14 protein-coding genes and 1 tRNA gene are annotated in these 20,926 nt (G+C 35.6%); 11 read left to right on the forward strand and 4 right to left on the reverse strand.

All coding sequences use genetic code 11. The features are described 5' to 3' along the window. Nucleotides 1-307, forward strand: a 307-nt coding sequence (locus tag H344_RS21475; protein ID WP_240484989.1) for a transposase, incomplete at its 5' end; no start/stop codon positions are given. Between the two features lie 135 nt (nt 308-442). On the opposite strand, the gene H344_RS0113450 is transcribed toward H344_RS21475, so the two are convergent. Next, nucleotides 443-518, reverse strand: a tRNA-His gene (locus tag H344_RS0113450). A 242-nt stretch (nt 519-760) separates the two neighbouring features. Here H344_RS0113450 and H344_RS0113455 point away from each other — a divergent pair. Continuing rightward, complete coding sequence (locus H344_RS0113455; protein ID WP_026810797.1) at nt 761-2,848, forward strand: tetratricopeptide repeat-containing sensor histidine kinase; 2,088 nt, start codon at nt 761-763, stop codon at nt 2,846-2,848. Here the strand turns inward: H344_RS0113455 and bshB1 are convergent. The 3 genes from bshB1 to ccsA all read right to left on the reverse strand — a co-directional run bounded on the left by bshB1 (nt 2,845) and on the right by ccsA (nt 8,206). Further along, nucleotides 2,845-3,567 carry a bacillithiol biosynthesis deacetylase BshB1 gene (gene bshB1, locus H344_RS0113460; protein ID WP_026810798.1) on the reverse strand — a complete coding sequence of 241 codons (723 nt, stop codon included), beginning with the start codon at nt 3,565-3,567 and terminating at the stop codon, nt 2,845-2,847. The genes H344_RS0113455 and bshB1 overlap by 4 nt on opposite strands. Nucleotides 3,568-3,661: 94 nt before the next feature. After that, the gene (locus H344_RS0113465) at nt 3,662-4,822 is read right to left on the reverse strand and encodes a trans-sulfuration enzyme family protein (protein WP_026810799.1); all 1,161 of its coding nucleotides are present in this window, start codon (nt 4,820-4,822) and stop codon (nt 3,662-3,664) included. Nucleotides 4,823-5,029: 207 nt separating this feature from the next. Beyond that, nucleotides 5,030-8,206 (reverse strand): cytochrome c biogenesis protein CcsA, encoded by a 3,177-nt coding sequence (ccsA, locus tag H344_RS0113470; RefSeq protein ID WP_026810800.1) that lies wholly within the window; start codon nt 8,204-8,206, stop codon nt 5,030-5,032. Nucleotides 8,207-8,534: 328 nt separating this feature from the next. On the opposite strand from ccsA, the gene H344_RS0113475 reads away from it, so the two are divergent. The 9 genes from H344_RS0113475 to H344_RS20305 all read left to right on the forward strand — a co-directional run bounded on the left by H344_RS0113475 (nt 8,535) and on the right by H344_RS20305 (nt 20,922). After that, nucleotides 8,535-9,299, forward strand: a complete 765-nt coding sequence (locus tag H344_RS0113475) for a Rossmann-like and DUF2520 domain-containing protein (protein ID WP_026810801.1) — start codon at nt 8,535-8,537, stop codon at nt 9,297-9,299. After that, a complete protein-coding gene (locus tag H344_RS0113480; protein ID WP_026810802.1) occupies nt 9,283-9,810 on the forward strand; it encodes a KdsC family phosphatase in 528 nt (175 codons plus the stop codon). Before H344_RS0113475 ends, H344_RS0113480 begins: the two co-directional genes overlap by 17 nt. Before the next feature lie 4 nt (nt 9,811-9,814). Beyond that, nucleotides 9,815-10,402, forward strand: a complete 588-nt coding sequence (locus H344_RS0113485; RefSeq protein WP_026810803.1) for a Maf family nucleotide pyrophosphatase — start codon at nt 9,815-9,817, stop codon at nt 10,400-10,402. A gap of 36 nt (nt 10,403-10,438) precedes the next feature. Continuing rightward, entirely contained in the window at nt 10,439-11,395 is a 957-nt protein-coding gene (locus tag H344_RS0113490) for a hypothetical protein (RefSeq protein ID WP_034256651.1), read from the forward strand. 8 nt (nt 11,396-11,403) lie between these two features. Next, a complete protein-coding gene (locus H344_RS0113495; protein ID WP_026810805.1) occupies nt 11,404-11,952 on the forward strand; it encodes a mechanosensitive ion channel domain-containing protein in 549 nt (182 codons plus the stop codon). A 73-nt stretch (nt 11,953-12,025) separates the two neighbouring features. Further along, nucleotides 12,026-14,539: a PIG-L family deacetylase gene (locus H344_RS0113500; RefSeq protein WP_026810806.1), complete on the forward strand. Its 2,514-nt coding sequence runs from the start codon at nt 12,026-12,028 to the stop codon at nt 14,537-14,539. 118 nt (nt 14,540-14,657) lie between these two features. After that, nucleotides 14,658-16,364: a sodium:solute symporter gene (locus tag H344_RS0113510; RefSeq protein ID WP_026810807.1), complete on the forward strand. Its 1,707-nt coding sequence runs from the start codon at nt 14,658-14,660 to the stop codon at nt 16,362-16,364. A 326-nt stretch (nt 16,365-16,690) separates the two neighbouring features. Next, nucleotides 16,691-17,731 (forward strand): substrate-binding domain-containing protein, encoded by a 1,041-nt coding sequence (locus H344_RS0113515; protein ID WP_034256652.1) that lies wholly within the window; start codon nt 16,691-16,693, stop codon nt 17,729-17,731. Between the two features lie 173 nt (nt 17,732-17,904). Then, on the forward strand, nt 17,905-20,922 hold the full coding sequence (locus tag H344_RS20305) for a SusC/RagA family TonB-linked outer membrane protein (RefSeq protein ID WP_051254323.1): 3,018 nt from the start codon (nt 17,905-17,907) through the stop codon (nt 20,920-20,922). The last annotated feature ends 4 nt before the right edge of the window (nt 20,923-20,926 follow it).

A 20,926-nucleotide genomic window follows, 5' to 3' on the forward strand; every position in this document is an offset into this window, starting at 1 on the left:
AGAGAAAGCATATAATTTATGCCAGAATCTATCTTGGATATTCAACAATACAAAAGACAAAACCTCGGCACTCATAAGATTAGCGAAATGGGACGAAAAAGTGAGGCAGGCCAGCTTCAAAAGCTTCAGCACCATATCCAGGACAATGTCGATCCATTATCAAAATATCCTGAACTACTTTGACAACAGAAGCACCAACGCCTCGGCAGAATCATTCAATGCCAAGATAAAAGCATTTAGGGCACAGTTCAGGGGTGTCAGGAACGTAGAATTCTTCTTATATAGGCTGACAACTATTTTTGCTTAAATCCTTAATCCCACAACTTTTTGACTTGATCCGTTTTAACTCGGTAGTTGGACTTGATCCCCATTAACTACAAATTCTCACCACACTTAAACCCACAAAAAAAGCCTTACCAATAAAGATAAGGCTTGTATTTTTGGGTGGAAGACCGGGTTCGAACCGGCGACCTCTGGAACCACAATCCAGCGCTCTAACCAGCTGAGCTACAACCACCATTTGTAAGCGATGGCAAAGATAATTTTTTTGTTTCATTAGACAAAATAAAATCACTCTTATTTTTTAATAAATTAATTAATCTCTTCTTCATTACTTATTACTAACAAATTAGATGTTAATCATCGATTAATAAACGCTTTATTATGCTAAAACAACTATAAAACATAAATTCACAACAATTTTTATATATATTATAAGAAGGATAATAGATTTACCCTGAATTGTAGTGATTTTCTATAAATGCTAAACCAACCAACCTACTATTTAAATAATTGGCAAAACTTAAAGCTCATTGCCTTTACTCTAATTCTATATCTTTTTTGTCACTCTATTTCTGCCCAGGAAAAACTTGTTGAAGAAATAAAAATTGAGATTAATGAAATAAAAAAAGGGGAGAAAGCATATAATGAGAAAAACTCCTATATAGCGCTTTTAAATGATTTAGGAAGCGCATTGCGATTTGTAAATTCCGATAGCCTTTTAATAGTTTCCAAAGAAGCGCATTTATTAAGTAAAGAAACAGACAACAAGGAAGAGGAAAGTAGGGCTCTAATGAATATAGGCGACTATTATTCTGATAAAGGAGGTCATAAGGAGGCTGTTGATTTCTATAATCAAGCTTTAGTACTAGCTAAAACCCTTAACAACACCGAATTAATCATAAGTATAGGTAATAATTTGGCATCGGAACATATGTATACCGGTAATTATGCTTTAGCCTTAAAAGGATATTTGGAAAATTTAGAATTAGCAGAAAAGGAGGGTGACCAAACGATGGAATCTATTCTCAACGAAAACATTGCTAATTTATACGCTTCCCAAAAAGACTTTGAACATGCCATATACTTTTTTGAAAAGGTAAAGAATATTAATAAAAAAATTGGTGATAACATCACCTCTGCCCAAACTTTAAGCAATTTAGCATACACCTATTCGGAGATGCGTAATTTTAAAGATGCTCATATAAGTATTGACAAGAGTATTGATATCTTCAAAAAAAATAAAATATGGGAATGGCTTGCACATGCTTATATGGTTAAAGGCAGAATATACTTGTTGCAGAAAAAATATTCCCTAGCATTATATTGGTACGGAGAAAGCGATTTATTACATAAAGATTTTCAGGATGAAAGAGGCGTAATTGACATTTATAATGGCATGGCCGAAGCACATTTTGCCCTTAAAAATGATAGTTTGGCGTTAGATCTTGCCTTAAAATCTTATGATATTTCTAAGAAAATAAAATCTATGGAGGGAATCATGGATGGATCACGTACCCTGTATAAGATTTATAAGAATAATAATGACTATGTCACCGCCCTAAAATACCATGAGATTTACAAAACAATATCCGATAGCTTGTCTAGGGATGAGAATAGAAATAGCCTAAATATTTTAAAAACGGAAATTGCCTATAAAAATCAGAAAGAAGAACTTATTGAAGAGAATAAAAAGGCATTGGCCAAACAGAAATTCTACATATACCTTTCATTGGCAGCAATTCTAATATTAGCCATTGTCGCAATTATCATTTTTTGGGCCGAAAAAACTCAAAAAAGATTAATACAAGAATTAAAGAAACAGAAAGATAATTTAGAACAAAGAAAGTTAGACCTACAAGCATCAAATGAAACAAAAGATAAGCTTTTCTCCATTATTGCTCACGACCTAAGAGGGCCTATTGGTGCGCTAGAAAACGTATTGAGGATGTTTAAAAGCGGTGACATGAATATAGAGGAGTTTAATTCGTTTCTCCCCAAATTAAAAACTGATGTAAATAATATTTCCTTTACGTTAAACAACCTCCTTAATTGGGGTAGGTCACAAATGAAGGCATCAATCACAATTCCTTCTAATATATTATTGTTCAATATTGTGCAGGGCAATATAGACCTCTTGAATGAACTTGCAAATACTAAAATGATTACAGTAGAAAACTTAGTACCCGATAACATCTACATTAGAGCAGATAAAAACCAATTAAATATTGTATTGCGCAATTTACTTAGCAATGCCATCAAATTCACTCCAAACAAGGGGTGCATAACCATTGGTGCTACGGAAAAGAATGATCATATAGAGGTATTTATAAAAGATACAGGCCAAGGTATACCACCTAATATCCAAGAGAAAATTCTCCAAGAAAACTCCAATTTTACTACCTATGGCACCAATAACGAAAAAGGAACTGGCTTGGGGCTAGCACTATGTAAAGAAATGTTAGCAAATAATGGCGGAACCTTGTGGATACAAAGTGAAGTAAACAAAGGCTCCATATTTTATTTTACTGTTCCTAACGGAAAAATCCAATCTAAAAAGTCTGCTTAAATTAGGCCATCCAAGTCTTTTACAGCTATATGTCTTTCTACCGTAAAACCTTCTCCATATTCCACACCTACAAGACGCCCTAGGTCTTTTGCTCTATAATTTACACTTTCTGTAAAATTCTTGCTACTTATAGGAGTTTCTGGCTCTTTGCTTTTCGGGTCGTAAAACTGAGAACTATAAGCCATAATTGCTTGAGTCTTCACATCCATAAACCCTGAAACATCCACAATAAAATCGGGATTCAGGTTTTTCCATTGAATATAATGATATACCACCTTAGGCCTCCATGCTGCTTGCAACTCCTTTTCCCCTTCTAAGGTTGTCTCAATTTTTACCAATCCACTTAAAAAACAAGCATCGCTCACCAATTTACTGCCTTTGGCATGATCTATATGGCGATCATCTATTGCATTACACAAAACAGTATTTGGTTGATATTTACGAATCATTTTAATAACCTGTAGCTGATGTTCCTTATCATTAACAAAAAAGCCATCGGCAAACCCCAAATTCTCACGTACGCTAGCTCCTAATATTTTTGCGGCTTCTGCTGCTTCTCTATCTCTAATTTCCGCAGAACCACGCGTACCAAGTTCGCCTCGCGTTAAATCTATGATTCCAACTTTCTTACCGTTTGCTATTTCTTTGGCTATAGTAGCACCAGCACCTAATTCTGCATCATCCGGATGTGCTCCGAACACTAAAATATCTAATTTCATTAATTAATGTTATTGTTTAATATCTAGAAAAACCAAATTCAATCTAGCTTTAAATTGTTATTCTAATAATTATTCGCTTTTAGAAATTTTAAACCTACTGTTTTTGCTTTACCTTTTTCAAGGCTTGCTCTATATCTTGTATAAGATCTTCAGTTTCTTCAATTCCTACGGAAAAACGAATTAATCCATCTGCAATTCCTTGTCTTTTTCGCTCCTCAGCACTAAGTAAGGAGTGCGAGGTGAGTGCTGGCGTAAGCGTAGTGCTTTCTACTCCGGCAAGACTCATTGACGGCTTAATTAATTTTAAAGATTTTTGAAATTCCGAAGCACTTAAATCTGGCACTAATTCAAAGGAAAGCATACCGCCAAAACCTTTCATCTGCGATTTTGCAATCTCATGATCTGGATGAGAAGGCAAACCAGGATAGTAAACAGCTTCAATATCATTATGCTCTAATAAATATTGAGCCATCCGCTGTGCATTCTCGTTCTGCGCCCTTACCCTAATACCCATAGTTTTAATACTCCTTTCTAATAACCACACGGTATAATCACTAAGACTACCCCCTAAATTCTTGGCCAAATGAAATATTCGCTGCATATTTTTCTCTGAAGAGGCAACAGCACCTGCACAGATATCCGAATGTCCGCCCATATATTTAGTAGCACTGTGTATTGTTACATCAATGCCAAAATCTAATGGATTCTGATTTACTGGACTTGCAAAAGTGTTATCTATCATCGAAACAATTCCATGTTTTTTACAGATGTTAGCTACCGCCTTAAGATCGGTAATCGATAATAAGGGATTAGACGGTGTTTCTAAATAGATTACTTTAGTGTTATCTTGAATTTTATCCTCAAAGTCCACTGCTTTTAATCCATCTGTAAAAGAATAGGAAATACCGAATTTTTCAAATTCTTCCGTAACTAGGTTATAAGTCCCACCATATAAGGTTTTTTGGAGAACAATGTGATCACCAGCCCTAAGGAAGGCAAGAAGAGAAGTACTAATTGCAGCCATTCCACTACCGAAAATTAAGGCAGCTTCCGCCTTTTCCAAGGCTGCAATTTTTTTTGCCAACCCTACTTGATTGGGTGTGTTAAAATATCTAGGGTAACGTTTTACATCTACATTTTCAAATGCGTAAGATGTAGACATATACAGAGGGGAAACAGCTCCTTTATACGTCTTATCTTCCAATTCCCCAGTGTGGGTACAAACTGTGTTTAAACCTTTCTTATGTTGATCCATGTTATCTTCTTTTGTTAAAACGGACTATAGCCGTTAAAGTTACAAAAAATGCATGGACACATATCTAAACAGATTTCCTATTCTCATAAGAAAATAAGAGTCAGTTGTTGTATGACAAAACTTACTATAGCTAAGGCATAAAACAACAACTTAGCACTAGTACGTTATTAGGCTTCATTATTTTCTATAAAAGATCAGTTAAATATATTATTTAACGTAATACTTCTTATAACGCCAATAACTTATCCCCCCTAGAACAAACACTCCAAAGACAGTATAGTAAATAAAACTCGGCGTAATCACTTGAGCTCCACTAGCGTAACTATGCAAGCCTACTAAATAGAAGTTCACTCCAAAATAGGTCATCATTATACTTGCAAAAGCAATAACAGTTAAAAAGTTATAGGTCCAATTACCTCTTAATCCGGGAACAAGTCTAACATGTAGAACAAAAGCATAAATCATAATAGATATTAATGCCCAAGTTTCTTTTGGGTCCCATCCCCAGTAACGACCCCAACTCTCATTAGCCCATTGCCCACCCAAGAAATTACCTATGGTCAACATTGCTAATCCTACAGTAAGGGAAAGTTCGTTGATTATAGTAAGTTCCTGAATATTTAACTTCATTTTCTCCTTGTTCTTTTCATTAGTAAGAACCATTAGGATAAGACAAACTACACCTAGTATCATACCCACGGTTAAGGGTCCATAACTACCTACAATAATAGATACGTGCACCATTAACCAATAGCTATCTAATACAGGCTGTAAATTAGATATAGACGGATCTACCCAGCTTTGGTGTGCTACAAATAATAACATAGAGGTTACAAAGGTAGAAGCAGCAACAGTCATATCGCTCTTTTTAGCGAACAATAGTCCCATCCCCAGAGTAGCCCAAGAAACATAAAGAATACTTTCATAAGCGTCACTCCATGGAGCATGTCCAGAAATATACCAACGTAGCGCTAAGCCGAGAGTATGCACAATAAAGAATAGGTAGATTAATACCTTTATTGATTTAATACTAAAACGAAGCGCTTTTCTATCTTTTATAATCTGAAAGACTAAAAGGGTAAACATTAATAAGCCTGTTAAGGCATAGTACTTGTATAACCTGTTATAGATATCTGCCTTATTATAGAAAACTTCAGCTTTTATCTTATTCGTACTCGGTAGTACTTCACTACCATGATTTACTTGATTTTGTTTAAAGGCCGCCAATAATTTATCAGCCTCAGAGTAATCTCCCGTTTGCACGGCCTTCTCTAAGCTCATTAAGTAAAATGGAACAGCATTTTTTATAAAGTTAGAATATAGGGAATCGGATACCTGATACTGTCCACCTCTATATTCTACAGCGGAAATCCACTTATTATTCTCATCATTTAACAAGGGGAATATCTTTACGATCTCACCACCTAAGGCCCTATTTAATAATATTAATCGCTCATCTATACTCTTAAAGTCTTTCTGAAACTGGTTTGGGGTATTAGTACTATAGGCATCTTTAAGGTAAGGTGATAATTTGTACTGACCTTGCGCATCAAAAAAATCGGTTGCCTTTACATACTTTTTATCGTGAGGTACCCCTATAATATTTCTAAGACTATCATTTTGCCCCTTTTTATCTAATGCAATAAACTCCGCATTATACCATGCTGGCGCATTTAACATCATAGAAAGGAATACTTGATCCGAATTAAAGTCGGTATATTTATCCTTAAGGCTTAGTTTTCTCAATAATTCAGACGAAAAGGTATTGATAGGTTTCATACGACCACCCGCATCTTGAATCACTAATTCGGCAAATTTTGCTGCATGCTCTTTTGAAGGGGTTATGGCATGAAGTAGAGAATCTATTTGTTCTGCAGTTGGGGTATTTTTATGAGCGTGAACTGTTGTGGCATCAGGATCTTGTGCCGTCATGGTTAATCCGGCCCCCAACATAAGCAAGGTTGCCATTTTTGCCTGTTTCTTTTTTAACTTTTCTAAAGAAACCCCTAGATCTTTAAATCTAGTTTTTCCAAAAAACATAATCCCCATTAGGCCTGTGTATAATAAAAAGTACCCTATATAAGTTATCCACGTTCCCCAAAAGTCATGATTTACAGACAATACTGTTCCTTTTTCATCAGGATGAAAACTAGCTTGGAAAAAGCGATATCCCCTATGGTCCAAAATATGATTCATATAAATATCATAATCAAATGGTCGATCGTCCTGTACCGTTACCTTACTCATAAAAGAAGAGTAGCTATTTTCTGTTCCTGGATATCTTTCGGCTATAAAATCGTTTAATTTTATGGCAAATGGCAAGGTATATACCTTAGAGCCATAACTCATGTTAAATTCTAATCCACCTACATTAAAACCACCAGAGAAATTAGACATTCCTTTGCTTCCTAATAGTTTTTTACGGACGGTTTCTCCATTGCTCGTTATATCTAAAACTAAGGCATCTAAATCGTTCTCAGTTCTATCTTCTTTAGGTATTTCTACTATCCCATACTCTCCTTTCACCAATGGTTCCGGAATAACAAATTGCATTCCCGCCATGTTGTATAATGATCTAAGCTGAAATTTCTGCAAGCTATCTTTTACGACCTCACCTTCCATCTGATCGGCCATTCGCATAAACTGACCTTCAAAAGGCGATTCTAACATAAATTCACCATCAACCGTAGTAATATTAATTGCTCCAGGAGTAGGCTTGTTCAGTGCAAAAAGCACGTTATGAATACTAGCTACTTCTCCATTCTCCAAATAGTGATCATGTCTCTCCCCTTCTCCAGACTCCACTATTTTTAAGAATTCTTTTCCATTAGGATCTTCTATCAACCCTTCCTTAGCTCCTTCTATAAAATCTACATAGGAAATAGTAAAAGGTTGACCGTTAAAATCGGAATGCCAAGGTAAGTTAGACTTCATTGCCTGAGCGGTTACCAAAATATCGTCTTCCAATATTTTTCTTTTACGCTCTTGGTCAATATCTCCATCCACATAAACTGTTAAATACGTTTTATCAGAAAAGAATACATTTTCGGTCTCCCCTTCCCTTATAGGCATCATCCCTTCAAAACTAATGTAACGGGTAACGAATGCACCTACTATAATTAATATCCAAGAAAGGTGCATCATTAAAACTGCCCATTTTTCTTTTCTCAACAATCTATACCGAGAAATATTACCAATAAAATTAATAACAAAAAATACCATTATCGCTTCAAACCAAGTAGCATTATAGATCCAAATACGTGCGGTATCTGTACTATACCAACTCTCGATAAAAGTCCCGAAAGCCATGGCAATAGCGAAAACAATAAATAAAACAGACATTAATCGAGTGGAAAAGAAAAACTTCTTCAAAAATTCGGTCATCCTGGAGAGATATAATTTAATTTAAAAGCCCAAAAATACATATATTAATAAGTTTAATAAGTGAATTTTTTGTTAATTGACACCCATTATCATATTCGTAAAATAGAAATAAAATTACGCTATTCTAATCGTAATTTTTTCATTCTATTATTAAATAATTTCTAATCCGTTGGATATAGTTCCACTTTAAGAATTTTATCCTTAACTACTAAAACTACCTCCTAGATTTAAAGATATTATAGAAGTTGTTTTTTTAATAAAACTGTAGCATCCTATTTTTCTTTTGGCGCAAAGCGATGTAATTTTGATGGATTAATTACTTTTGATTATGATATCAATAATTATTCTAGGATCGGGCAACGTGGCCAAACACTTGTTTGATACTTTTTTAGGTCAAAATGAAATAAACATCCTCCAAGTAATCGGGCGAAATAAGGACCACCTCTCCTATTTTAAGAGCAAAGTAGAGGTAAGCAACGATTTCAATACAATTCAGGATGCAGATTTATATCTAATTGCAGTTAGCGACGATGCCATTCCAGAAGTAGCCAAAACTTTAAGAGGTAAAAAAGGTATTGTAGCCCATTGTTCAGGAAGTGTGCCTTTGAAAGCACTAGACCCCATAAACAGAAGAGCTGTGTTTTATCCCCTACAAAGTTTTAGTGCAGGAAAGAAAATCGATTTTAAGTCGGTTCCCATTTGTATAGAAGCCGAAAATAAGAACGATCTTAATTTGTTAGAGCAATTAGGAAACTCTATTTCTAACAATGTGCAAGAAGTTTCCTCTGAGCAAAGAAAATCTCTCCACCTAGCAGCAGTTTTTGTTAACAATTTTACCAATCACCTTTTTCATATTGGCCATGAAATTTGCGAGGACAATGATTTACCCTTTCATATTCTACTCCCTTTAATAAAAGAGACTGTGAAAAAATTAGACTACATAACTCCACTAAACGCACAAACAGGTCCCGCAAGGAGAAACGACAGAAGTACGATTGAAAATCATTTAAATCAACTTAAAACTAAAAATAATAAGGATATTTACACCTTATTAAGCAAATCGATAAGTGAAAAATATAGAAATGAGCTATAAGGAATTATTACACGATATTACTACTTTTATTTTTGATGTAGACGGCGTCTTTACAGATGGTAAAATTATGATTACCTCGGAAGGGGAATTATTAAGAACTATGAACGTTAAAGATGGCTATGCCCTAAAAGTCGCCATAGAGCAAGGGTATAACGTCTGCATTATTTCTGGGGGCACTAATGAAGGGGTTAGAGTAAGATTAAGGGATCTAGGTGTTACAGACATCCATATGGGTGCACATCATAAAATTGATCCCTTTGACGAATATCTAGATATCTACAATATTAAACCAGAGAACGTATTGTATATGGGTGATGATATTCCCGACATTCCACCCTTAAAATTAGCTGGATTGCCATGTTGCCCACAGAATGCTGTACCTGAGGTAAAGGCTGTCTCCAAGTATATCTCCCATAAGAATGGAGGCGATGGCTGCGTTAGGGATGTTATAGAACAAGTTTTAAAAGTTAGAGGACATTGGGACGATAACTTTAGCGCAAAAAACGATTAAGGCTATGTTAGAGGATAAGTTTCAAAACCATACCATTATTTTAGCATCTGCCTCTCCCAGAAGGCAACAGTATTTTAAAGAAATGGGAATCCCCTTTAAGGTGCAAACCATTCCTGTAGACGAGGTGTACCCCCCTCATCTACAAGGAGAACAAATTTCTAGTTATTTGGCAGCTTTAAAGGCAGCACAATTTACGGATACACTTAAAGAAACAGATATTCTCATTACTTCGGACACCGTGGTTTGGCATAAAGGAATATCCTTGGCAAAACCAAAAGACAAAGCGGAAGCGGTGCAGATGCTACTAACACTATCCAATGATTGGCATGAGGTAATAACATCGGTATGCTTTACCACACCAAAACACCAGGAAACTGTTGCCCATCATACCAAAGTGAAATTTAGAAAACTAACGGAAGAAGAAATCCATCATTATGTAAATCATTATAAACCTTTTGATAAAGCAGGGGGGTACGGAATACAGGAGTGGATAGGTCTTATAGGCATAGAAGATATCCAAGGTTCCTATTCTAATGTGGTAGGCCTACCCACCCATTTAGTCTATAAAACGTTAATGAGCATGGTGGCTTAGCTAATTTTGAATATTTTTATAGAAAATCCATTCTCTATGAAGTTCAAATTCACTCTAACCATTTACCCGGCTACCTTACTGTTTATTTTAACGGCATTGTCTTCTTGTAAAAAAGAGACTAATTCTGTAAAAGACGGCTTTGTGGGTAACAGGAAAACTGCACCTACCATGGTTGAGGCTGAGAAAAAATCTTTATCTAAAGAGTTTAAGGATTATTGGTATAGCGGAAAAGCAGAAATTACCTCTTACAAACTAGAGCAGGCCCAATATGGAGAAATAAGAGACGGTAAAGCCGTTTTAATATTTGTTACCGAACCGTTTATGGTAGATGAGCAGGTAAAGCCAGACACCCCTAATGCAGACCATATTTCAGTATTAAAATTAAACAGCACCAAAAATTTCTTAACAGGGATATACCCCTACTCTATTATGAATAGCAGCTTCTACCCTGTTTATGACAACCAGCATGCTATTAAATTAACCTCCTCCGTACAGGAATGGTGTGGACAGGTTTTTACGCAATTAAATAATAGATCGCAATTTGAAGTGAATTCTTATTCCTACTTTGAATCGGAAGGAGACCGATACCATAAATTGGAAAAAGGGCACTTGGAAAATGAGCTATGGAATAAGATCCGCATCAATCCCAATAACTTGCCAATTGGAAAAATTAAAATTATCCCCTCTTTAGAATATCTACGTATGGCACATAAAGAGTTAATGCCCTATGAAGCAAATGCCAATTTAACGATAACAGGTGGTAAAAGTGTATACACTATTAATTATCCTACCTTGGAAAGGGAATTATCTATTAGCTTCTCTAGCTCCTTCCCCTATAGTATAGAAAGCTGGACGGAAAGCTATAAAAGTGGTAGCGGAAAAGACTCCAAGACCCTCACTTCTAAGGCTTTAAAAATAAAAACATTAAAGCGAGCATATTGGCAAGAAAACAAAAATAGTGATGTATTTTTGCGTGATAGTTTAGGATTATAGTTTATTATATGGAATCATTTTACCTTGAATACAAGAACGAATTGTTAGGCACTGTATTATGCTTATTAACACTGATGATATTAAAATATTTCGGTGCAAAAACAATCAGAAAGGTTGGAAAACTCAGTGACATTAACGAAGTTAGAACACGCTTAATTGTAAAATATGCTACTATAGGTCTAACCGCTTTAGGTATTCTAGCCTTAATCCTAATTTGGGGGGTAGACTTTAAGGAAATTGGGCTGGTATTCTCCTCTGTTTTTGCAGTGATAGGAGTCGCACTTTTTGCTCAATGGTCCATTTTAAGTAATATAACAGCTGGAATTATCTTGTTTTTCTCATTTCCCTTTAAAATTGGGGATAGGATAAAAATTATGGATAAGGAGATAGAATTGCCAAATGAAATTTATATAATTGAAGATATTAGAGCTTTTCATATTCATTTAAGGAGAAAAAACGGGGAACTGTTTACTTATCCCAACAATTTAATGCTCCAAAAGGCAGTAGGTTTAGCAGCCACATACGAGCAATCAATAGATGATTCTAGTGATTTATAGATGTTGAATAATTTATGTAATTTAACTCCGACCATATAATATATATAAAAAAAACCAACTAAAACCACACCATATGCGCGCTTTTTGGGTATTCTTTTCTGGAATATTATTATCGTTCAACCTTATATTTTCTCAAACTCCCAAATACCAAAGTTCATCAGATATTTATCATGCGCTACAAAAAATAAACTTTTTGGGAACTGCATTATACGTTGCAGCCCATCCCGATGATGAGAACACCAAGCTAATTGCATTTCTTGCCAATGAAGTTAAAGCCAATACTTCTTACCTCTCCTTAACTCGTGGCGATGGCGGCCAAAATTTAATTGGACCAGAACTTAGAGAACTACTCGGTGTACTTAGAACCCAGGAATTGCTTGCAGCGAGGCGGGTTGATGGAGGGAATCAATTCTTTTCAAGAGCAAATGACTTTGGATATTCTAAACATCCAAATGAAACGCTGAAGATCTGGAACAAGGAAGAGGTATTGAGCGATATTATTTGGATTATCCGAAATGTTAAACCTGATGTAATCATTAACCGATTTGATCACCGCACTCCAGGTACCACTCATGGCCACCATACCTCGTCTGCTATGCTTAGCGTAGAGGCTTTTGATATGGCTGCTGATCCATCAGCTTATCCAGAGCAGTTAGATATAACAACCGTTTGGCAACCCAAAAGACTGTTTTTCAACACCTCTTGGTGGTTCTACGGTAGTGAGGAGAATTTTAAAAAGTCCGACAAATCTAACATGCTCAGTTTAGACGTGGGGGCCTATTATCCTTTAACCGGATTATCTAATAATGAAATTGCGGCCCTTGCAAGTAGCCAGCATCTGTGTCAAGGCTTTGGTAGAATGACCACCCGCGGAAGTGAAATGGAATATTTAGAGCTTCTAAAAGGTGAACTACCTAAAAACGAATCAAATCTTTTTGATGGTATTAATACCAGTTGGTCCAGAGTAAAAGGAGGAGAAGCTGTAGGGAAAATTTTAACCGATTTGGAAAAAAACTTCAATTTTAAGGATCCTTCTACCCATTTACCACAGCTTATAGCAGGCTATAAAGCGCTAAAAAACGTAAAAGACGATCATTGGCGTACTATAAAACAAAAAGAGTTAGAGGATATAATTCTTTCCGTGAGTGGTTTATTTTTAGAAGCTACTGCTTCAGAGGCAACAATGCATCAGGGTGGTAAAGTAACCGTTAACATAGAAGCCGTCAACAGAAGCGATACAGATATTACACTAAAAAACGTCGCTGTAACCAACCATCCTTCTACAATAAAAGCTATTTCCCTTCATGAAAATAAGAAAGAAATACTTCAATTAGACTTACAAATACCTGATAACACCCCAGTGACTAACCCATATTGGTTAAACGACAAGTGGGAAATAGGAATGTATCAGGTTAACAACCAAGAATTAATTGGAAAACCGGAAACTCCAGCTGCATTTACAGTGAAGTTTGAATTAGAATTTAATGGTTATCCAATCACTATTACTAAGCCACTGGTCTATAAGTATTCTAGACCAGATAAAGGAGAGATATACCAGCCTTTTAGTGTGTTACCAAAAGCTACAGCAAGTTTCAAGGATAAGGTAATCATCTTTGCAGACCATCAACCAAAAGAAATTCCGGTAACCATTCAAGCACATAAGAATAATGTTACCGGAGAGGTTCAGCTTCGCGTTGGAGAAGGATGGCTGGTAGATAAAGAGACAAAAACATTCAAAATTTCTAAAAAAGGTTATAAACAAACTGTTCGTTTTCTATTAACCCCCCCACCTACAGAAAATGAAAACTACATTTCACCAATTTTAAGGATAGATGGCAAGGAATCTTCTAAAGAATTGATTGAGATTAATTACGATCATATCCCTAAACAAACAGTATTATTACCCACTGAATCCAAGGTAGTACGTTTAAACATTAGCAAAACTGGTAATCAGATTGGATATATAAAAGGTGCTGGTGACGAAATCCCAATAAGCCTTGAGCAAATTGGCTATAATGTTTCCTTCATAGAGCCAGAATCGATAAGCGCTACATCGTTAACAAAATATGACGCTATTGTGGTAGGAATAAGAGCCTATAACGTAGTAGATGAATTAAGGTTTAAGCAACGCTATTTATTAGATTATGTTAAGAATGGCGGCAACCTAATCCTTCAATACAACACCGCAGACAAGAATGTGGTGAATATGGAAAACCTTGCTCCCTATCCCTTAGGCATATCAAGAGATCGGGTAACAGATGAAAAATCAGAAGTTAAGATCTTAGCAAACAACCATCCAGTGGTGAATTACCCAAACAAAATAACAAAAGACGATTTTAATGGATGGGTACAGGAGCGTGGCTTATATTTCCCCAACCAATGGTCAAAAGAATTTACCCCCATATTATCTATGCAAGATAATGGGGAAGCTCCTCTAAAAGGCAGTCTGCTTGTTGCACCTTATGGAGAAGGGTATTATGTTTATACTGGGTTGAGTTTCTTTAGGGAACTCCCCGTTGGAGTAACTGGTGCTTATAAACTTTTTGCAAATATGCTTTCTCTAAGTCAAGGTGACTTAAAAGAGTAGATAAAAATCATAACTATGCAAGATAAATTTGTTTGGAAAAAAGAATATTCCTTGGTTTTAGTATTAAATGCAATTTATGTTATTGTATTTTATTTAATTATGACCGCAAACCAATAGTATGGCAACCATTGACTGGATAATACTTGGCGGAACATTGCTTTTCATTGTAGCCTTTGGCGTTTGGAAAACCAAAGGTAGTAAAGATGTAAACGATTATGTCCTAGGAGGTAAATCTGCACAATGGTGGACTATAGGTTTATCCGTTATGGCCACACAGGCAAGTGCCATCACTTTTTTATCCACTCCGGGCCAGGCATATCATGATGGAATGGGTTTTGTTCAGTTCTATTTTGGACTCCCATTAGCCATGATTAGTATCTGTGTTGTATTTATACCTCTCTATCATCGACTTAAAGTATATACGGCCTACGAGTTTTTAGAAAATCGGTTCGATTTAAAAACTAGATCTCTAACCGCAATACTCTTCCTTATTCAGCGAGGTCTTTCGGCAGGAATCACCATATATGCCCCCTCTATAATCTTATCTGCTGTATTGGGATGGGATTTGCATACACTTAACATCATAATCGGGATATTAGTTATTATTTATACAGTAACGGGAGGCACTAAAGCGGTAAGTGTTACTCAAAAACAACAAATGTTCATTATTATGACGGGAATGTTTATTGCATTCTTCTTTATTTTAGGATATTTACCAGAGAATATCACGTTTAATAAAGCATTAAAAATAGCTGGAGCTAGTGACAAATTAAATATATTGGATTTTGACCTTAACACCTCTAGTAGATACACTTTTTGGAGTGGTATTACAGGGGGATTATTCCTTTCCCTTGCTTATTTTGGAACAGATCAAAGTCAGGTACAACGCTACCTTTCTGGCAGGTCTGTCCGAGAAAGTCAGTTAGGACTAATATTCAATGGAATTTTAAAGATTCCTATGCAATTTTTCATCCTGTTGGTAGGGGTAATGGTATTTGTATTTTTTCAATATAACCATTCGCCATTAAACTTTAATCCTTCTGCCACTAAAGCAGTAATGAACTCTTCCTATGCGTCTGACTACCAAATTTTAGAAAAAGAGCATCTGAGCCTAGAAGTAGAAAAAAGAATAGCTCAAAACAAATTTTCAGCTGCAATGGACCTCAAAGAATATGATGCTACCCAAGATGCCAAACAGCAAATTATTAGTATAAACGAAAAGGAAAAAAAGAACAGGGAAATGGCGAAGGCCCTTATTTCCAAAGCGGATAAAAATATAGAAACCAATGATAAGGACTATGTATTTATACATTTTATCCTTACCTACCTCCCTAAGGGGCTAATTGGTCTTCTACTAGCCGTAATCTTATCGGCTGCTATGTCTTCTACCGCATCGGAATTAAATGCATTGGGAACAATCACAGCCTTGGATTTATATAAACGAAATAGAGGAGAAAAATCCTCCCCCCTACACTATGTAAAAGCCTCTAAATTATTTACCCTTTTGTGGGGTATAATCGCGATTTTGATTGCAAACTATGCAAATCTATTTGAAAACCTAATCCAATTGGTAAATATTATTGGATCTATATTTTATGGCAATGTATTAGGTATTTTTTTTATTGCCTTCTTCTTTAAGTATATTAAAGGGAATGCTGTTTTTGTAGCTGCATTAATCACCCAGGTTATTGTTATTATAGGTTTTTACTACGATTGGATGTCCTATTTATGGCTCAATGCTTTTGGATGTTGTGTGGTTATTTTATTGGCCTATATACTAGAAAGCTTTGACCGATTATTGAAGGTGCCTCCTGTGGAAGGGTAAACTATTACTCCTAAACACTACATCTACTACCTCTTGGCAAGCCCATGTGGCATGGAGCGGAAAATAGCGAACAAATAGGCGCACTGCCCAAACGGAATGGGTTATCATGCTTAGAAGAATTCTACTCTCACTAATTAGTAAAAAACATTCCTTTTAATCTAGGTAATAATTACTCATTTTTAAACTAAGGGATATGATTCTTAAATATTAAGCGTATCCAAGAAATAAAAATCTTATTATTTGTCGTACGAATTTTACTATATTTATAAATTCCTACAGCCTATTCTAGACTAATCTATTCTTGGCCTTCTCGTTAATCTATACCAATGAATAAAAAAAAACATACTATTAAGGACATTGCTAAAATGGCCGGAGTTTCTAAGGGTACAGTAGATAGAGTTTTACATAAGCGGGGCAACGTATCCAAAGAAGCCTATGAAAAAGTAGATAAAATACTTAAAAAAATAGATTTTAAGCCAAATCTCCTTGCGCGAAATTTAAAGAAAAATAAAACCTATTTAATTGGAGTGTTACTTCCAGACCCTAAATTAGAATCCTATTGGAAGTCAGCAGAAAACGGTATTATAAATGCATCAAAAGAATTTAACCCCTTTGGCATTCTAGTCAAAGAATATTTATATGACCCTAATAGTAAGGAATCTTTTTGGCAACAATCTCAAAACCTATTAGAATCTAAGCCAGATGCTCTAATTATGGTTCCCAATTTTATAAAGGAATCCGAAACAATATTAAAAACATGCAAGAAAGCCAATATTAAGGTTATCCTGTTCAATAATCCAATCAACACTGTAATAGATTACGTATACATAGGACAAGACCTTCATCAGAGTGGTAAACTTGTAGCAGGCTTGTTAAAACGAATTATCAATAAAAACGATAAAATAGCTATTATCCACATCAATAAAGAACCCCATATGGAGTTAAAGGAAGATGGATTCAAGGAATACTTTAAAGAGCATTATTCTAATAATCACGAAATTATTTCCAAAACATTTAGCGATGTAGAGGATACTGACTTTAAAGAAAGTGTATCTCTGTTTTTAAGGGAATATCCGGATGTAGCAGCATTCTTTATTACCAATGCAAAAGCTTATAAGTTTCTAAAAGTTTTTAAAAATGAGACCAATAAAGACTGTAAAATTATAGGATATGATGTTTTAATAGAAAACACCAAATACCTCCAAGAAGGTTGTATAGACTTCCTAATCCATCAAAAACCTTATAGACAAGCCTATTTAAGCGTTGCATACGTTGCAGAACATTTCCTCTTTGCCAAAAGCCTACCTACCCATGAATATCTTCCCATTGATATTATCACCTCTGAAAACGCAAAATACCATCTTTAAAGCATAAATTTTAATTTGATGGATTATCTTATTTTTCAATAATTATTGAATTTTTCAAATCTGTGCTCGAGCACATTTATATAAAATCTATTTGTCAAGTGAAATTTTTAATATACTTTCGTTATTAACTTTACTTTAACAATCAACCGATTTTTAACTCAAAATGATTAATCATGTTCAAAAAACTAATATTCTTTTTAGTACTAGCTTTAGGGATACAGCCCTTGCTAGCTCAAAATAAAACTTTGACCGGAGTCGTCACTGATGCAACGGACGGTTCCCCTTTACCAGGTGTAAATATTCTTGTGCAGGGAAGCACTGTTGGTACACAGACCGATTTTGATGGAAATTATACCATTGAAGCTTCTAGCGGTGATGTATTAGTGTTTTCATTTATAGGGATGAAATCCCAATCTATTACCGTTGGCGCATCAAACACCATAAATGTTTCCATGGAAGGAGACGCAGAACAACTAGGAGAAGTAGTTGTTACTGCATTAGGAATTAAGAGGCAAGCAAAGGCGCTTACCTATTCGCAACAATCCGTACAATCTGACGAGTTAACAAAAACTAGGGACCCTAATTTCATGAATAGTATCGCTGGAAAGGCTGCTGGTGTTGAAATAAAAAAGAGCACTTCCGGAGCAGGTGGTTCTACCCAAATAGTACTTAGAGGAAATAAATCTTTAAGTGGAGATAGCTCTCCACTGTTTGTAATAGATGGTATTCCTATGGCAAACAATAAGGGTTCACAACCAGGTATGTGGGGTGGTACTGATGGCGGAGATGGCCTATCAGCAATTAATCCAGATGATATCGCTAGTATCAGCATCCTTAAAGGATCTAACGCAGCTGTACTTTATGGGAGCCAAGGAGCAAACGGAGTAGTTCTGATAACCACGAAACAAGGTGTTTCTGGAAAAACTACGGTGACATTTAATTCTGGTTATACTTTTGAGCATTTTCTAGAACTTCCAGACCTTCAATTTAAATATGGAGCTATTGGAAGTGCAAAGGAAAGTTGGTCTACAACACCTGGAGATTATCAGGATAATTATGTAGAAGAGTTTTTTCAAACAGGACATAATTTCAACAATACCCTAACTGTTAGTGGTGGCAACGATAAGACTACAGCCTACTTCTCTTATGGGAACACTACAGCTTCTGGTATTACTCCAGAAAATAAATATCAAAAGAACAACTTTACCTTTAAGCAGTCTACAAAAATGTTTAACGATAAGGTTACGATAACTTCCAATGTCATTATGGCCATAGAGGAAACTAAGAACAGATTACCTTCTGGATATTACTTAAATCCACTTACAGGGTTATATATGTTTCCTAGAAATCGTAATTTTTATGATTTTAAGAATAACTATCAAGTATTTAATGAAGATAGAAATTTATATGCACAAAACTGGTTTGTTAGCGATCATCATCAGTCAAACCCATATTGGATTATTAATAAGCAACCTAGAACGGACAATAGTAAAAGAATAATAGGTAGTTTAAATATTGCTTATGATATTACGGAAGAACTTGCATTCCAAGTTAGAGGAAACTATGATTACGCTGTTAAAGAATATGAACAGCAACATGCAGCAACATCCAATAGTACTAACGTTCACCCTAAAGGTGCTTGGGACTACAGAAAATATGATGATAAGTTAGCCTATACAGATGCTATCCTTAGTTATAACACAGATTTATCTGAAGCTATAAGCTTTAATGGAGTACTAGGTGGAAGTTATCAGAAAACAATTTATGGAGACGGAGTAAGTGTAAATACGGGCACCGATGGTTTATTATATCCCAATCAATACCTATTTCAAAACCTACCTAACAATGTTCAAGTTCAGTCCACCTATGGTGGTTCGGTTATTAAACAAGGAGTATTTGCCAACGTTCAGTTAGGATATAAAGAAATGCTGTTTTTAGATCTTGCAGGAAGAAACGATTGGGCCTCCACTTTAGCACTTACAGGAAATGACTCTTATTTTTATCCATCCGTTGGAGTTACTGCAATAGTAAGTGATATGTTTACTCTTCCAGAGAGTATAAGTTTTGGGAAGTTAAGAGCATCTTACACCCAAGTAGGTAACGAAGTGCCATTTAATAGAATAAATCCTCAAAATTCTATTTCTGTAAATGGAGGTGTTAATAGAAATACGGTAAAACCATTTTTTGATGCAAAACCTGAAATCATAACTAGTTGGGAGTTTGGTACAGATTGGCGATTTTTTCAAAACCGCTTAGCTTTTGATTTTACGTATTACAATATTATTAGTAATGATCAGTTTATCGAGATCCCCTTGTTACAATCCGAATCTGAAGGTGGATTTACCACAAAATTCATCAACGCTGGAGAAGTTACTAACAAAGGGGTAGAAATTACCTTAAGCGCAACTCCTGTAAGGACAGATAATGTAGAATGGGTTACGGCATTTAATTTCACGAAAAATGTTAATGAAATTGTGGACTTAGGCCCAGATGAGGATAAGGAAATTAATCTAGGTTCCTCTGAGGGATATACTTCAAAATTGAAAAAGGGCGGTTCTTTCAACGATATTTATGTTCGAAAATTCGTTAGAGACGAACAAGGACGTATTGTTTTTGACGCAGGTAAACCTACTAGAACTCCTTTGGCCGAATACGTTGGAAACTTAGATCCAGAATGGTCATTAGGTTGGAATAACAACTTAAGCTACAAAAGGTTCAATTTAGGAGTGCAAATAAACGGCAAGTTCGGAGGCAAAGTATTTAGCCAAACAGAGTCGATGTTAGATGGCGCTGGGGTATCACAAAGATCTGCGGATGCACGTGATGCAGGTGGTGTTACTGTAAACGGGGTGGACAAAACCTCAGGAAATGCTATTACTACCGTTGGGGCGGAAACTTGGTATAGAGCCATCGGGGATCGTAATGGGGTTGGTGAGGCTTATGTATATGACCGTACCAATATTCGATTGAGTCAGCTTTCTTTAGGTTATAATATAGATGTTGATAAACTGGGACTCCCCATAAAATCAGCCACTTTATCATTTATTGGAAACAACCTATTCTTTATCAGCAAGGAAGCTCCTTTTGATCCAGAATTAGCAATGAGCACATCTCGAAATTCACAGGGGTTGGATAACTTCAACCTACCCTCAACAGGAACCTATGGTTTTAATCTTAAAGTAACATTTTAATTTA

Origin of the sequence: Arenibacter latericius DSM 15913 (assembly GCF_000424985.1) — a bacterium.
GTDB lineage: Bacteria > Bacteroidota > Bacteroidia > Flavobacteriales > Flavobacteriaceae > Arenibacter > Arenibacter latericius.

Excerpts from the sequence above, each read along its gene's own strand:
- H344_RS20305 (WP_051254323.1), top strand. The coding sequence starts at position 17,905 with ATGTTCAAAAAACTAATATTCTTTTTAGTACTAGCTTTAGGGATACAG.
- H344_RS0113490 (WP_034256651.1), top strand. The coding sequence starts at position 10,439 with ATGAAGTTCAAATTCACTCTAACCATTTACCCGGCTACCTTACTGTTT.
- H344_RS0113475 (WP_026810801.1), top strand. The coding sequence starts at position 8,535 with ATGATATCAATAATTATTCTAGGATCGGGCAACGTGGCCAAACACTTG.
- bshB1 (WP_026810798.1), bottom strand. The coding sequence starts at position 3,567 with ATGAAATTAGATATTTTAGTGTTCGGAGCACATCCGGATGATGCAGAA.
- H344_RS0113500 (WP_026810806.1), top strand. The coding sequence starts at position 12,026 with ATGCGCGCTTTTTGGGTATTCTTTTCTGGAATATTATTATCGTTCAAC.
- H344_RS0113455 (WP_026810797.1), top strand. The coding sequence starts at position 761 with ATGCTAAACCAACCAACCTACTATTTAAATAATTGGCAAAACTTAAAG.
- ccsA (WP_026810800.1), bottom strand. The coding sequence starts at position 8,206 with ATGACCGAATTTTTGAAGAAGTTTTTCTTTTCCACTCGATTAATGTCT.
- H344_RS0113465 (WP_026810799.1), bottom strand. The coding sequence starts at position 4,822 with ATGGATCAACATAAGAAAGGTTTAAACACAGTTTGTACCCACACTGGG.
- H344_RS0113495 (WP_026810805.1), top strand. The coding sequence starts at position 11,404 with ATGGAATCATTTTACCTTGAATACAAGAACGAATTGTTAGGCACTGTA.
- H344_RS0113510 (WP_026810807.1), top strand. The coding sequence starts at position 14,658 with ATGGCAACCATTGACTGGATAATACTTGGCGGAACATTGCTTTTCATT.
- H344_RS0113515 (WP_034256652.1), top strand. The coding sequence starts at position 16,691 with ATGAATAAAAAAAAACATACTATTAAGGACATTGCTAAAATGGCCGGA.
- H344_RS0113485 (WP_026810803.1), top strand. The coding sequence starts at position 9,815 with ATGTTAGAGGATAAGTTTCAAAACCATACCATTATTTTAGCATCTGCC.